The organism is Streptomyces sp. NBC_00390 (assembly GCF_036057275.1).
In the GTDB taxonomy this organism is placed as follows: Bacteria; Actinomycetota; Actinomycetes; order Streptomycetales; family Streptomycetaceae; genus Streptomyces.
The window spans coordinates 1,300,943-1,316,242 of sequence record NZ_CP107945.1 but is presented as its reverse complement, the minus strand read 5'-3'; the positions used below and the strand labels follow the sequence as shown (position 1 = coordinate 1,316,242).

The following is a 15,300-nucleotide window of genomic DNA, read 5'->3' as shown; positions in this document are numbered from 1 at the left end:
CGCCGGGCCGGCCCGGCCTGCCTCCACCCAGCTTTGTCCTGATCCGGGAGAAAGTTCAACTTCCTTGCTGCACAAGGGCTTTCCGTCCAGGACGAACCCGGCTACCGTCCCATGAGGCGTACAGGACACAGGTGGTCCCCGGTGTGACGGCGCACTCCGGTTCCACGGAATCAGCCCGGCGTGTGGTGCGAACAGCACCGCCACGAGGGCCGGCAGCGCGGCTGCGCGCGACCGGCCCGGACCGGCTCAGCACTCCACGGCAACCCGCCCGTTCGACCGGCCACTACCGGAGGACATACGTGCACAGCAAACGGCACAGAGCCCGCAAGGCACTCGCACTCCTCACCGGCAGCCTTCTCGCCGCCACCTCACTCGCCCTCACCGCGCCGCAGGCAACCGCGGCCGACCCGGAAGCAGCCGCAGCGGCCGCCGCGGAATTCCAGCAGGTCACCCTCGCCAAGGGCGGCGAGGAGACCGGTGAACCCATGTCGCTCGCCGTACTGCCGAACCGCAGCGTCCTGCACACCTCCCGCAACGGGGAGCTGCGCATGACCGACGCCGCGGGCAACACCCGCGTGGTAGGCAGCATCCCCGTCTACTCGCACGACGAGGAAGGGCTCCAAGGCATCGCCCTGGACCCGAAGTTCAGCGAGAACCGCGCCCTCTACCTCTACTACGCACCCCCGCTGGACACCCCCACGGGTGACGCCCCGAACGAAGGGACCCCGGAGGACTTCGCCGCGTTCGACGGCGTCAACCGTCTCTCCCGCTTCGTCCTGAAGGCCGACGGCACACTCGACAACGCCAGCGAGAAGAAGATCATCGACATCCCGGCGACCCGCGGCATCTGCTGCCACGTCGGCGGCGACATCGACTTCGACGCCGCCGGCAACCTCTATCTGTCGACGGGCGACGACTCCAACCCCTTCGCCTCCGACGGCTACACGCCCATCGACGACCGCCCCGGACGCAACCCCGCCTACGACGCGCGCCGCACCTCGGGCAACACCAACGACCTGCGCGGCAAGATCCTGCGGATCAAGGTCGACGACGACGGGTCGTACTCCGTCCCCGAGGGCAACCTCTTCGCCCCCGGCACCGACAGGACCCGGCCCGAGATCTACGCGATGGGCTTCCGCAACCCCTTCCGGTTCAGCGTCGACAAGAAGACGGGCATCGTCTACGTCGGCGACTACGGACCCGACGCCGGCGCCGCCGACCCGAAACGCGGACCTGCCGGCCAGGTCGAGTTCGCCCGCGTCACCGGCCCCGGCAACTTCGGCTGGCCCTTCTGCACCGGCAACAACGATCCTTACGTCGACTACGACTTCGCGTCCAAGGAGTCCGGAGCGACGTTCGACTGCGCGGCCCTGAAGAACGACTCCCCGTACAACACCGGACTCGTCGACCTGCCGCCCGCGCAGAAGGCATGGATTCCGTACAACGGCGGGTCCGTACCCGAGTTCGGCACCGGCTCCGAGTCCCCCATGGGCGGACCCGTCTACCGCTACGACGCCGCATCGGACTCCCCGGTGAAGTTCCCCGAGGAGTACGACGGGGACTTCTTCGCCGGTGAGTTCGGCCGGCGCTGGATCAAGAGGATCGAGCAGGGCGAGGACGGCGCCGTCCAGTCGATCAACCCCGTGTCCTGGACCGGAACGCAGATCATGGACATGGCGTTCGGGCCCGACGGGGCGCTGTACGTCCTCGACTACGGCACCGCCTGGTTCGGCGGCGACGAGAACTCGGGCCTCTACCGCATCGAGAACGCCACCGACGGGCGCTCCCCGGTCGCCGAAGCGGCAGCGAACAAGACCTCCGGCAAGGCCCCGCTGCGCGTCTCCTTCTCCTCGGCCGGCACCACGGATGCCGACGGCGACGACCTCACCTACTCCTGGGACTTCGGCGACGGCGGCACGTCCACCGCCGCCGACCCCACGTACACCTACCGGAAGAACGGCACCTACACCGCCACCGTCACCGCCAACGACCCCAGCGGCCGCACCGGCTCCGCCAGCGTCCATGTCGTCGTCGGCAACACCGCACCCAAGGTGACCCTCGAACTCCCCGCTGACGGCGCGCTGTTCAGCTTCGGCGACGAGATCCCCTTCAAGGTCACGGTGACCGACCCGGAGGACGGCACCATCGACTGCAGCAAGGTCAAGGTGACCTATGTACTCGGCCACGACAGCCACGGCCACCCGGTCACCTCGGCCAACGGCTGCACCGGCACCATCAAGACCTCCGCGGACGGCGGTCACGACCAGGACGCCAACATCTTCGGAGTCTTCGATGCCGAGTACACCGACGGCGGAGGCGGCGGCCAGGCCGCGCTGACCAGCCACGACCAGGCCCAGCTCCAGCCGCGCCACCGCCAGGCAGAGCACTTCAACGACTCCGCCGGCATCAAGACGTACGACAAGACGGCCGCGCACGGCGGCAGGACGGTCGGCGACATCGACAACGGCGACTGGATCTCCTTCAAGCCGTACAACCTCACCGGGTCCACCAAGCTCACCGCCCGGATCTCCTCCGGCGGTGCCGGCGGCTTCCTCGAGGTGCGCACCGGCTCGGCGAGCGGCCCGATCCTCGGCTCGGCCCCCGTACCGGTGACCGGCAGCTGGGAGACCTTCCAGGACATCGACGTGCCGCTGCGGGCCGTACCGAGGAAGACCACCGAACTCTTCCTCGTCTTCAAGGGAGGAGCCGGGGCCCTGTACGACGTCGACGACTTCGAACTGTCCGACACGCCTGTCGACCGGAGTGCCAAGCGGGTCCTCGTCTTCTCCAAGACCGCCGGCTTCCGCCACGACTCCATCGCGACCGGTGTTGCCGCACTGAAGGAACTCGGGGCGGGCAGCAACATCACGGTCGACGCCACCGAGGAGGCCGGGCAGTTCACGACCAGCAATCTGGCCCGCTACGACGCGGTGGTGTTCCTGTCCACCACGGGTGACGTGCTGAACTCCGACCAGCAGAAGGCGTTCGAGAACTACGTGGCCACCGGCGGCGGCTACATGGGCGTGCACGCCGCGGCCGACACCGAGTACGACTGGTCCTTCTACGGGGGGCTCGTCGGCGCGTACTTCCAGTCCCATCCCCACATCCAGAAGGCGACCGTCCGGGTGGAGGACCACGACCACCCGGCCACCGCCCACCTGGACGAGGCCTGGGAGCGCACCGACGAGTGGTACAACTACCGGACCAACCCGCGCTCGCAGGCCCGGGTCCTGGCCACCCTGGACGAAACCACATACCAGGGCGGCACCATGAAGGGCGACCACCCGATCGCCTGGTGCCAGACCTACGAGGGCGGCCGCGCCTTCTACACCGGCGGGGGCCACACCAAGGAGTCGTACGCCGAGCCCGCCTTCCGGCAGCACCTGCTCGGGGGACTGCGGTACGCGGCCGGCCAGGTGAGCGCCGACTGCAAGCCGCGGACCGGGTACCGGCCGATCTTCAACGGCAAAACCCTCGAAGGGTGGAAGCAGGCCGGGCCGGGCACCTTCGACGTCATCGACGGCGAACTGCGCTCCCAGGGCGGCATGGGCATGCTCTGGTACCAGGCCAAGGAGCTGAAGGCGTACTCCCTCAAGCTCGACTGGAAGATGGCGGGTGACGACAACTCCGGTGTCTTCGTCGGGTTCCCGGCCTCCGACGACCCGTGGTCCGCGGTGAACAACGGCTACGAGGTGCAGATCGACGCCACGGATGCCGTAGACCGCACCACGGGCGCGGTCTACGGCTTCAAGTCGGCGAACATCAAGGCCCGCGACCAGGTCCTGCGGCCGCCCGGCCAGTGGAACAGCTACGAGATCCGGGTCCAGGGCGAACGGCTCCAGGTCTTCCTCAACGGCGTGAAGATCAACGACTTCACCAACACCGACCCGGCCCGCAGCCTCAAGGACGGCTACATCGGCATCCAGAACCACGGGGCCGCCGACCAGGTGTCCTTCAGGGACATCCAGCTGAAGGAGCTGCCTTCGTAGGCGGCCCGCAGACCGACGGCGGGCGGGGAGGCGCCGTACCCTCCGCCCGCCGTCACCACCACACCGAAGGGCAGGGAGGGCAGCCGTGACCAACGGAAATCGACGCTCCGAAGGCACCGGGCGAACCGGGAACACCGGGCGGACCGCTCGCACTGGTCGGACCGGGCGGACAGGTCGCACCGGTCGCACCGGTCGCACCGGAGTCTGGTTCGTGGGAGCACGCGGATCGGTGGCCACCACAGCCGTCGCGGGCTGGGCGGCCGTCACAGCCGGACTGCACCCGCCGACCGGCATGGTCACCGAGACGCCGGCCTTCGCCGACGCCGGTCTGCCGCCCCTGCCCTCACTCGTCTTCGGCGGACACGACACCACCCACTGCCCGTTGCCCAAACGCGCCGAGAGACTCACCGGAGCCGGGGTACTGCCGCACGGGCTCGTCAAAGCCGTCCACGGCGAACTGGCCGCCGCCGACGAGGAGATACGCGCCGGGGGACCGCAGCCGGGAGACACCCGCGCCGACGAGGAGCTCATCGCCGCCTTCAGCGACGACCTGAGCTCCTTCCGCGAGCGGCTCGGGCTCGCCCGGGTCGTCGTAGTCAACGTCTCTTCCACCGAGCCGCTGCCGGAACCGGACGCCGTGCGGCTGGCGCCCAGCTCGCTGTACGCGGCAGCGGCACTCCGCGCCGGCTGCCCGTACGTCAACTTCACCCCCTCCACCGGGCTGCGCACACCTGCCCTCCAGGACGCCGTCGTGGCCAGTGGACTTCCCCACGCGGGCCGCGACGGCAAGACCGGCCAGACGCTGCTGCGCGCCGTGCTCGCCCCGATGTTCGTGCAGCGGGCGCTCTCGGTCAGGGCCTGGTCCGGCACCAACCTGCTGGGCGGCGGCGACGGTGCGGCACTGGCCGACCCGGGCGCGGCGGCCGCGAAGAACGCGGGCAAGGAGCGGGTGCTCGCGGACGTGCTGGGCAGCGCGCCCGAGGGCGAGGTCCACATCGACGACGTCCCTGCGCTCGGCGACTGGAAGACGGCGTGGGACCACATCGCCTTCGAGGGCTTCCTCGGATCGCGGATGATCCTCCAGACCATCTGGCAGGGCTGCGACTCGGCCCTCGCCGCGCCCCTCGTCGTGGACCTGGCCCGCCTGGTGGCCCGAGCCCACGCTGCCGGCCTGTCCGGGCCGCTCCCGGAACTCGGCTTCTACTTCAAGGACCCGGACGGCGGTCCCGCCGCGCTCGCCGACCAGTTCGGTGAGCTGCTCTCGTTCGCGGACCGCCTGCGGGAGGCACGGTGATCCGGTCCCTGCTGGCGCGCCTCGCGCCCGCCCGGCCGCGGCCTCGCGCCGAAAGATCCGCAGGATCCGAGGCCCCCGCCCGCCCGGCGGGTCCGGCGGGTCCGGGGGGCGCCGCCGGTCCGGCGAAGCTCGCCGGTCCGGCGGGTTCGGGGGGCGCCGCCGGTCCGGCGAAGCTTGCCGGTCCGGCTGGCCCCGAGGGTGCCGCAGGCCAGGTGAGTCCGGCCCGCACCTCCGGTCCCGTGAGCCAGACGGGTCCTGCTGGTCCCGACGGAATCGGCGGTCCCACCGGTGCCGAGGGAGCCACCGGTCCGGCGGGCCCGGCCCGCACCTCTGGTCCCGCCGGCCATGCTGGTCCGGCGAGCCCGATCCCCGAGCCCCGCACCGCCGGGGCACGACTGCGCGCCTGGGCCGAACTGCTGCGCATCTCCGCCCTGTTCACGGTCCCGGGCGATGCCTTCGCAGGCGCCGCAGCCGCAGGCGCGCGCCCGAACAGGGGCACGGCCTTCGCCGTGGGCGCGTCCCTGTGCCTGTACGAGGCGGGCATGGCACTCAACGACTGGTCGGACCGCGCCGAGGACGCCATCGACCGCCCCCACCGCCCGATCCCCTCCGGCCGCATCACCCCGGCCGCGGCGCTCACCGCCTCGGCGGCCCTGACGGCAGCAGGCCTGGCCCTGGCCGCCAGGGCCGGCCGCCCGGCCCTGGCGGTGGCAGCGGCCCTGTCGGCGACGGTCTGGGCCTACGACCTCCACCTGAAGCACACCAAGGCGGGCCCGGCCGCGATGGCAGCGGCCCGCGGCCTGGACCTGCTGCTGGGTGCGACGGCAACGTTGTCCGGAGGGTCCGCCAACGCGGTCCACAACGGTCCTGGCACGCCACGCGGTTCGGGCCGTCGGGGGCCGGCCGCGCCGGCGGCGGCCGGCGTCCGACGCACGTGGGCCGCACACCCGGACACACCACCCAGGACACCGCACACCTCCCGTCCGGCGTCCCCATCCGATGCTGTGGGCACCATCGCTGCCACCCGGGCGGTCCGCGGCGTCACCTGGCCGCTCACGCGTGCCCTCGGCGCCTCGCCCGGTGCCGCGACTGCACCCGGCACCGTGCTCGCACGACCCGCCCGTGCAGGCCGCATGACCTGGCCGACGCCGCTTGTCACGGCCGCCGCGTCCTGCGGTGCCGGTCGCGGTCCGGCCGGCGGAGCGCAGCACAGCGTCCCGCCGATGGATGCGGCCACGCCCGGTCTGTTGCGTACGCCGGGCGCGGACGATGCAGCCGCCGCACTCCGGGCGCTGCCCGCTGCCGCGCTGCTCGCCGCACACACCTACGCCGTCACCTCCGTCTCCCGTCATGAGGCGCAGGGCGGATCGACCCTCGTACCTCTGGCGGCCCTCGCCACCACGGCCGGCATCGCTGCCGCGGTGTCACGGCCCGGCACCCGGCAGGCCCTCCCGGCCGACGCCCTTACGTCGAACGACTGTGCGCCGCGCCGCGGGCCCGGCCCCGCCCGGGGCCGCGCACGACGGAGCCTGCCCCCGAGCGCCGACACGGGCCGAGCAGGGGAGAACGCCTCGCGACTGGTCACCTCCCTCCTCACCGCCGCCTTCCTCCGCACCACCGCCCCGCCTCTCCTCCACGCCGTACTCAACCCCTCCCCGCCCCTCACCCAACGGGCCGTCGGTGGCGGAATCCGGGCCATGATCCCCCTCCAGTCCGCCCTCGCCGCCCGCGTCGGCGCCAACGTCACCGGCCTCGCCGTCATGGGACTCGTACCACTCGCCCGAACACTCGCCCGGAAAGTGAGCCTGACATGAGTCCCGCGCCGGCCCCCGCGCCCCACCTCCGCCTCGGATACGGCACCAACGGGCTCACCGACCTCCGGCTCGACGACGCCCTCGCCCTCCTCGCCGACCTCGGGTACGACGGCGTCGGGCTGACCCTCGACCACATGCACCTCGACCCCCTCGCCCCCGACCTCGCCGCCCGCACCGGCCGCGTGGCCATGCGGCTCGGCGAACTCGGTCTCACCGCGACCGTCGAGACCGGCGCCCGCTATGTCCTCGACCCCCGCCGCAAGCACGGCCCGTCCCTCCTCGACCCCGACCCGGACGCCCGCGCCGCACGCACCCGGCTGCTGATCACCGCCGTGCGCGTCGCCGCCGACCTCGGTGCCCATGCCGTGCACTGCTTCAGCGGCATCACCCCGCCCGGCACCGACCCCGACACCGCCTTCAAGCGCCTGGAGGAGGCGCTCCTGCAGGTCCTCGACGCCGCCGCGGCCGCGGGCGTGCCGGTCGCGATCGAGCCCGAACCCGGCCACCTGGTCGAAGTCCTCGCCGACTTCCACCACCTGCGCACCTGCCTGGGCAACCCCGCACCCCTCGGCCTCACGCTCGACATAGGCCACTGCCAGTGCCTGGAACCCGCACCCCCTGCCGACTGCATCCGCGAGGCCGCGCCCTGGCTGCGACACGTCCAGATCGAGGACATGCGCCGGGGTGTCCACGAACACCTGCCCTTCGGCGACGGTGAGATCGACTTCCCGCCCGTGCTCGACGCCCTCGCAGCCACCGGCTACCAGGGCCTGACCGTCGTCGAGCTGCCCCGTCACTCCCACGCGGGCCCCGAACTCGCCCGTGCCTCGATCGAGTACCTCCGCCCGAAGGGAGCACCGGCATCATGACCCTCTCCCGCAGGGACGTCGACGCCCGCCTCGACGAACCGGCTCGCGCATGGCTCGGCGACGCCCTCGCCGAAGCCACCCGCGCCGCCGCCGAGGCGGCCCCGTCGCCCTCCCCGTACGCCACCCACACCTGGGAACTCCGCTTCGCCGCCGCCGGACGGCACTGCGGCCCGGCCAACGCCGACTCCGTACGCACCCTCCTCCTCGTCGCAGCGCACGCGGGCGTGGAGACCCTCACCCGCCTCTACCAGCAGGGCACCGCCGCCGAACGCCGCGCCGTGCTCCTCGCGCTGCCCGCCCTGATCGACGGCCCCGTCGCCCTGCCCCTGGTCGAGGACGCTTTGCGCACCAACGACACCCGCCTCGTGGACGCGGCCGTCGGCCCCTATGCCGCCACCCACCTCGACGCCCACGCCTGGCGGCACGCCGTCCTCAAGTGCCTGTTCACCGGTGTGCCCCTCGACGCCGTCGCCGGACTCGAGCGCCGCGCCCAGGGCGATGGCGAACTCTCCCGGATGCTGACCGACTACGCCGCCGAGCGCACCGCCGCCGGCCGCGACATCCCCCACGATCTGACGCGCGTGCTGGCCCTGACCGGCGACAAGTCCGAGCAATCCGAGCGCTCCGAGCAGTCCGAGGAGTCCTGATGCGTATCTTCGACCCCCACATCCACATGACCTCCCGCACCACCGACGACTACGAGGCCATGTATGCCGCGGGCGTACGCGCGCTCGTCGAGCCGTCCTTCTGGCTCGGCCAGCCCCGTACCTCGCCCGCGAGCTTCTTCGACTACTTCGACGCACTCCTCGGCTGGGAACCCTTCCGCGCCGCCCAGTACGGCATAGCCCACCACTGCACGATCGCCCTCAATCCCAAAGAGGCCAACGACCCCCGCTGCACCCCGGTCCTGGACGCCCTGCCCCGCTATCTCGTCAAGGACTCCGTCGTGGCCGTCGGCGAGATCGGCTACGACTCCATGACCCCCGCGGAGGACTTTGCACTTGCCGCCCAGCTCCAACTGGCCGCCGACCACGGCCTGCCCGCCCTCGTCCACACCCCGCACCGTGACAAGCTCGCCGGTCTGCACCGCACCGTCGACGTCATCCGCGAGTCGGACCTGCCGGCCGACCGCGTCCTGCTCGACCACCTCAACGAGACGACCGTAGAGCACGCCACCGACAGCGGCTGCTGGCTCGGCTTCTCCATCTATCCCGACACCAAGATGGACGAGGACCGCATGGTCTCGATCCTGAAGACCTACGGAACCGAGAAGGTCCTGGTCAACTCGGCCGCCGACTGGGGCAGGAGTGACCCGCTCAAGACCCGCAAGGTCGGCGACACGATGCTCGCGTCCGGCTTCACCGAGGACGACGTCGACCAGGTCCTGTGGCGCAACCCCGTCGCCTTCTACGGCCTCAGCGGCCGCCTCCAGCTCGACCTGCCCGAACCGGAAGGCCTGCACGAAGGCAACTCGATCCTCCGCGGCGGGGAATGAGGAGGCCACAGGATGCGCTTCCGCCACCCCGACGGCTCCACCGTCCACCTCTCCTACTGCACCAACGTCCACCCCGCCGAGACCCTCGACGGTGTCCTCGCGCAGCTGCGCGACCACTGCGAGCCCGTGCGCAGACGGCTCGGCCGTGACCGCCTCGGCATCGGCCTGTGGCTCGCCAAGGACGCCGCCCACTCCCTGATCACCGACCCGGCAGCCCTGCGCGGCCTGCGCGGCGAGCTGGAACGCCGAGGCCTGGAGGTCGTCACCCTCAACGGATTCCCGTACGAGGGATTCGGGGCCGAGGAGGTCAAGTACCGCGTCTACAAGCCGGACTGGACCGACCCGGTACGCCTCACCCACACCACCGATCTCGCCCGCCTCCTTGCCACCCTCCTCCCCGACGACGTCACCGAGGGCACCATCTCCACTCTGCCCATCGCCTGGCGCACGCCCTTCGACGAATCCGCTGCTGCCGCCGCCCGCACCGCCCTGATCACCCTCGCCGAACGCCTGGACGCGCTCGAGGAACTCACCGGCAAGTCCATCCGGATCGCTCTCGAACCCGAGCCCGGCTGCACGATCGAGACCACCTCCGACGCGATCGGCCCCCTCACCGCCGTCGCGGCCGTCGCCGGCAGCCGTATCGGCATCTGCATCGACACCTGCCATCTCGCCACCTCCTTCGAAGACCCGGAAATCGCCGTCACCGCTCTCGTGGCGGCCGGCATCGCCGTCCCCAAAGCGCAGCTGTCCGCCGCGCTCCACGCCGAAAACCCCCATCTGCCCGAGGTACGCAAGGCTCTTGCGGCTTTTGCCGAGCCTCGCTTCCTGCACCAGACCCGCACCCGAACCGCCGCCGGCCTGCGCGGCACCGACGACCTCGACGAAGCCCTGACCGGCCGGGCGCTGCCCGAGGGAGCCCCCTGGCGTGCCCATTTCCACATCCCTCTGCACTCGCCACCCGCCCCGCCGCTCACCTCCACGCTGCCCGTGCTGCAGGACACCCTGACCCGGCTCGTAGGCGGTCCGGCCCCCCGCACCCGCCACCTCGAGGTCGAGACCTACACCTGGCAGGCGCTCCCGACCGCGCTGCGCCCCCGCAACCGCACCCAGCTCGCCGACGGGATCGCCGCCGAACTCACCCTGGCCCGGGACCTGCTGACCGATCTCGGCCTCAAGGAACTGCCATGACGGACACCGCGCAGCCCACCCCCCTCCTCGTGCTGGACGTCGTCGGTCTCACCCCCCGGCTGCTGGAGCACATGCCCCACCTCAAGGCACTTGCCGGCTCCGGCTCGCAGGCCGCACTGTCGACCGTCCTGCCTGCCGTCACCTGCGCCGCCCAGTCCACCTTCCTCACCGGCGCGCTGCCCGCCGAGCACGGCATCGTCGCCAACGGCTGGTACTTCCGCGAACTCGGCGACGTCCTGCTGTGGCGCCAGCACAACGGCCTGGTCTCCGGCGACAAGGTCTGGGACGCCGCCCGCCGGGCCCACCCCGGCTATACGGTCGCCAACATCTGCTGGTGGTACGCGATGGGCGCCGACACCGACATCACCGTCACTCCCCGCCCCGTCTATTACGCCGACGGCTGCAAGGAACCCGACTGCTACACCCGGCCCCCGGCACTCCACGACGAACTCACCGAGACCTTCGGCACCTTCCCCCTCTTCCACTTCTGGGGCCCGGGCGCCGACCTCGTCTCCAGCCGGTGGATCGCGGACGTCACCCGTCACATCATGCGCACCCGCCACCCCGACCTGACCCTGTGCTACCTGCCGCACCTCGACTACGACCTGCAGCGCTACGGCCCCGACGACCCCCGCTCCCACCGGGCCGCCGCCGACCTCGACACCGTCATCGCCCCCCTGCTGAAAGACGCCGAGCAGGAGGGCCGGACCGTCGTCGCCCTGTCCGAATACGGCATCACCCGTGTCAGCCGCCCCGTCGACATCAACCGCGCCTTGCGCCGCGCAGGCCTCCTCGAGGTCCACACCCAGGACGGCATGGAGTACCTCGACCCCATGGCCTCCCGCGCGTTCGCCGTCGCGGACCACCAGCTCGCGCATGTCTACGTCCACCGCCCCGAGGACCTCGACGCCACCCGCGACGCCCTCGCGGACCTGCCCGGCATCGACCGCCTCCTCGACGACGAGGGCAAGAAGGCCAACGGCCTCGACCACCCGCGTTCCGGCGAGCTCGTCGCCATCGCCGACCCCGACGCCTGGTTCACGTACTACTACTGGCTCGACGACGACCGCGCCCCCGACTTCGCGCAGCTCGTCGAGATCCACCGCAAACCCGGCTATGACCCCGCCGAGCTGTTCATGGATCCGCTCGACCCCTACGTACGGGTCAAGGCGGCCAAGGCGATCGCCCGCAAAAAACTCGGCATGCGCTACCGCCTCGCGGTCGTGCCCCTCGACCCCTCACCTATTCGCGGCAGCCATGGCCGCATCCCCACGAGCGATGACGAAGGTCCGCTCATTCTGTGCTCCACCCCCCGCGCTGTAAGCGGCCGCGTCGCGGCCATCGAAGTGAAGTCCCTGCTGCTTCAACTCGCTGGTCTCCACTGAATCACAGCCCACTGACAACGAGGAGTTATCCACAATGAGCCGCACGAGCAAGCACGACGATCCCGAGCTCGCCCACAAGCTCACCAGACGAGGCATGCTCGGCGTGGCCGCGGGAGCCGGCGTCGCAGCCCTCCTCGGCGCCGCCGCTACTCCGGCCACCGCTGACGGCCACGGACGCGGCCGTCCCGTCCTGCCGCCCGGCCGTCTCGGCATCCAGCTCTACTCGCTGCGCGACAAGGTCTCCACCCTTGGCTTCGCACCCGTCTTCGCGGAGCTCGAGAAGTACGGCTACGACGAGATCGAGTTCGCCGGCTACACCCAGGGCTCCGCCGGCCCCATCACCCTCGCCCAGCTCAGGCGGCTCGCCCGCGACCACGGCCTGAACCCCATCGGCAGCCACGTCAACTACTACAACGACAACGACCCGAACGCGTACAGCTTCGCCCAGAACCTGGACAAGGTCCTCGACGACGCCCAGGCCCTCGGCCTCAAGCACATCGGCACCGCGTCCGGCCCCTGGCGCCACGGCGCCACCGTCGACGGCTGGAAGCGCTGCGCCGAGGACTTCAACCACTACGGCGCCGAGGCGAAGGAGCGCGGCATGAAGTTCTACCAGCACAACCATGCCGAGGAGTTCTCCTTCGCGACCGACCGGCCCGACGTCCGCCTCTACGACGTGCTGCTCGCCGAGACCGATCCGGATCTCGTCTACCTGGAGATGGACATCTACTGGGCGTACGCGGGCCAGTTCCGCTTCGGCAAGCGCGCCGACGGCACACCCGCTCCCTTCGACCCGCTGCGCTACGTCCTCGACCAGCCCGACCGTTACCCCCTCTTCCACGTCAAGGACGGCGAGCACGACGCGAGCACCCGCGACGGCTACCGTATGACGGACGTGGGTGACGGCGACATCGACTACAAGCGCTTCATCTCCGCGGTGACCCGGACCCGCGGCGGGCGCCTCGACCACCACTGGCAGGCGGAGCACGACAACCCCGTCGAGTCCTTCGCCTTCGCCCGCAAGTCCAGCGCCCATCTCCACTCGCTGCGTGAGAAGGGCTGCTAGACAGGTCCGTCGATTACGTGATCCCGGCCGACGGGTCATGGTCGTGCGCTACGACGCCATGAACTGACCGATGCCGAGCGGGACTTCGAAGGGCCGGTGCTGCCCCGGACATCGGCGGGGCAGCACCCGCCGTACATTGGGCGACCCGCGCAGCGGGAAGTGCCGCTGCCGGAACAGGGCGCCGTGCGGCCGGCGCCCAGCACCGATGGCCCGTGCTCAGGACGCGCGCCGGACGCAACACCGTGCAGCCCGGCCGCTGGGCCCACAACCCGTCCGCGAAGCAGAAGACCTCCCGCCGGGCCGGACGGCCGGTGCTCAAGGGAACGCAAGCCCTGTCGCCGCCCTGACCGCTCATTTATCCCTGCGACCAGGCGGCAGCCGTCTCCGTATGCTCTGGCCGTGGACGGATACCAGGGCCTGACGGCATTGATCGAATCGGCGTGGAAGGAGCTGAACGGCTCCGACGCGGACCGCCGGGACCTCTGCCTCGAAGTCGTCAGCGACGTCCTGGAGACGGGCCGTCTGACGCAAGGCGACGCCGAGCGGACCGTCGAGCGCCTCGTCATGGCCGCGCTCTCCGGTAGGGGCTACACAGTGCGGGAGTCCGCGCTGCACGCAGTCTGCACGGCCTCCACGCACTATGAGCTTCCCTACCGGGTGGTGGAGCCGCTCGCTGTCGGCGCGGATGGCTTCGAACCCTTGCTCCTGGAATACGTCCTGTCCATCCTCGGTTCGACTCACGAACAGGTGGCGCTACCGACCGTTGAGCGGTTCCTCCAGCACCCCCACCCCGAGGTACGCAGGGAGGCGGCGGAGGCAGTGCACGAACTGCGCTGGAGCCGGGAGTCCGCCCAGGGAGAGACGGCTTAGCTCCCAGGGCTCAGCAGCGCGGTCGTCAAGGCAACTGCACTGGCCTGCCGGACCCCGTGCGGCGGCGGGCGGGGCCTGTCGGCACAGCTGCACCCTCCGACCCGGCGCACGTCCCCGACTTGATGCAGCCGGTGAGTTGCTGATCTTGTTGATGCAGCCGGTGAGTTGCTGACCTTGCTGCGCGACGGTGGCCGTGGCCGTCACCTCGAAGCGTGGACGTGTCATCCACGAGTACACCTCGACAGGACATCTGCCGGACATGTAGCTGAAACGCTGACGAAACGTCTGCATATGAGCGTGCTGCTCCCGTCGGTGCATCAGCGTCGATGGGAGCGGCACGTCAACGCGGCCATCTCTCCAACCAATTGACGCTACTGACCAGTAGAGGGAATGTTTCATTCCGTACATCATTGGACGCGAGCATGCCAACGCCTGTTCGTCGTCCCGACGAACGGGCTCTTCCCTGCGCAGCATCGAGACCCAGGAGAACCCCCCATGCATGCACGTCAATGGAGGACGGGCACCGCGGCCACCCTCGCCGTGGCGGCTCTCGCCACGGCCGCCCCTGCGGCCACGGCCGCCCAGACCGCCGCTCCGGCTGCGCCCAAGACCGCAGCCGCCGCGTCCACGTTCAAGACCGACGTCGACTACGCCACCTGGCAGCGCGACGTGGCAGCCGTCATCGACGTCGCCCGCCCCTACATCGAGCAGAGGACGGCCAACGCGTCCGGCGAGAAGCAGGCGATCGTCCTCGACATCGACAACACCTCGCTCGAGACCGACTTCCACTACTTCTGGGAGCTGCCGACCCCCGCGGTCCGGCAGGTCCGCGACCTGGCCCGCTACGCGGACTCCCGCGGCGTCGCCATCTTCTTCGTCACGGCCCGTCCCGGCATCATCTACTCGCTCACCGACTGGAACCTGAAGAAGGCCGGCTACCCGGTCGACGGTCTCTACGTGCGCGACCTGCCCGACCTCTTCGACGAGGTCAGCGCCTACAAGACCGAGAAGCGGACGGAGATCGAGGCCAAGGGCTACACGATCATCGCCAACATCGGCAACAACACCACCGATCTGGTGGGCGGCCACGCCGAGCGCACCTTCAAGCTGCCCGACTACGACGGCGAACTGTCCTGACGCGCGGGCGACATACGGCCGGGTGGCCGCGGTGACCGGTGTCCCGGCCGCCGCGGCCACCCGTCGGCCCGCACCCCACAAACCTGGTGCCGCTCGAAGCGGGCATCGGGCTCGCCGTCGCATCACAGAGGGCATCCCCGTCCATGCGCGGTCGGGCGTGCACGCCGCGTCCCAGCCCCTGGTGTCCATA

12 protein-coding genes are annotated in these 15,300 nt (G+C 70.9%); all 12 read left to right on the top strand.

All coding sequences use genetic code 11. The features are described from left to right. The first annotated feature begins 299 nt into the window (after positions 1-299). Positions 300-3,989, top strand: a complete 3,690-nt coding sequence (locus OHS70_RS05625) for a ThuA domain-containing protein (protein WP_328394271.1) — start codon at positions 300-302, stop codon at positions 3,987-3,989. 85 nt (positions 3,990-4,074) lie between these two features. Beyond that, entirely contained in the window at positions 4,075-5,283 is a 1,209-nt protein-coding gene (locus tag OHS70_RS05620) for an inositol-3-phosphate synthase (protein WP_443062568.1), read from the top strand. A 239-nt stretch (positions 5,284-5,522) separates the two neighbouring features. After that, positions 5,523-7,097: a UbiA family prenyltransferase gene (locus tag OHS70_RS05615; protein WP_328394266.1), complete on the top strand. Its 1,575-nt coding sequence runs from the start codon at positions 5,523-5,525 to the stop codon at positions 7,095-7,097. After that, positions 7,094-7,966, top strand: coding sequence for a sugar phosphate isomerase/epimerase family protein (locus OHS70_RS05610; RefSeq protein ID WP_328394264.1), 873 nt, complete (start codon positions 7,094-7,096; stop codon positions 7,964-7,966). Before OHS70_RS05615 ends, OHS70_RS05610 begins: the two co-directional genes overlap by 4 nt. After that, positions 7,963-8,613, top strand: a complete 651-nt coding sequence (locus OHS70_RS05605) for an EboA domain-containing protein (protein ID WP_328394262.1) — start codon at positions 7,963-7,965, stop codon at positions 8,611-8,613. The genes OHS70_RS05610 and OHS70_RS05605 overlap by 4 nt, the downstream gene beginning before the upstream one ends. Further along, positions 8,613-9,461, top strand: a complete 849-nt coding sequence (locus OHS70_RS05600; RefSeq protein ID WP_328394260.1) for a TatD family hydrolase — start codon at positions 8,613-8,615, stop codon at positions 9,459-9,461. Before OHS70_RS05605 ends, OHS70_RS05600 begins: the two co-directional genes overlap by 1 nt. A gap of 12 nt (positions 9,462-9,473) precedes the next feature. Then, positions 9,474-10,652: a metabolite traffic protein EboE gene (gene eboE, locus OHS70_RS05595; protein ID WP_328394258.1), complete on the top strand. Its 1,179-nt coding sequence runs from the start codon at positions 9,474-9,476 to the stop codon at positions 10,650-10,652. Beyond that, positions 10,649-12,037: a nucleotide pyrophosphatase/phosphodiesterase family protein gene (locus OHS70_RS05590; RefSeq protein WP_328394256.1), complete on the top strand. Its 1,389-nt coding sequence runs from the start codon at positions 10,649-10,651 to the stop codon at positions 12,035-12,037. The genes eboE and OHS70_RS05590 overlap by 4 nt, the downstream gene beginning before the upstream one ends. A 34-nt stretch (positions 12,038-12,071) precedes the next feature. After that, positions 12,072-13,103, top strand: a complete 1,032-nt coding sequence (locus tag OHS70_RS05585; protein WP_328394254.1) for a sugar phosphate isomerase/epimerase family protein — start codon at positions 12,072-12,074, stop codon at positions 13,101-13,103. Positions 13,104-13,315: 212 nt separating this feature from the next. Continuing rightward, on the top strand, positions 13,316-13,450 hold the full coding sequence (locus OHS70_RS05580; protein WP_328394252.1) for a hypothetical protein: 135 nt from the start codon (positions 13,316-13,318) through the stop codon (positions 13,448-13,450). A gap of 52 nt (positions 13,451-13,502) precedes the next feature. Next, entirely contained in the window at positions 13,503-13,973 is a 471-nt protein-coding gene (locus tag OHS70_RS05575) for a HEAT repeat domain-containing protein (RefSeq protein WP_328394250.1), read from the top strand. A gap of 495 nt (positions 13,974-14,468) precedes the next feature. Next, the gene (locus OHS70_RS05570; protein ID WP_328394248.1) at positions 14,469-15,110 is read left to right on the top strand and encodes an HAD family acid phosphatase; all 642 of its coding nucleotides are present in this window, start codon (positions 14,469-14,471) and stop codon (positions 15,108-15,110) included. Positions 15,111-15,300: the final 190 nt, after the last annotated feature.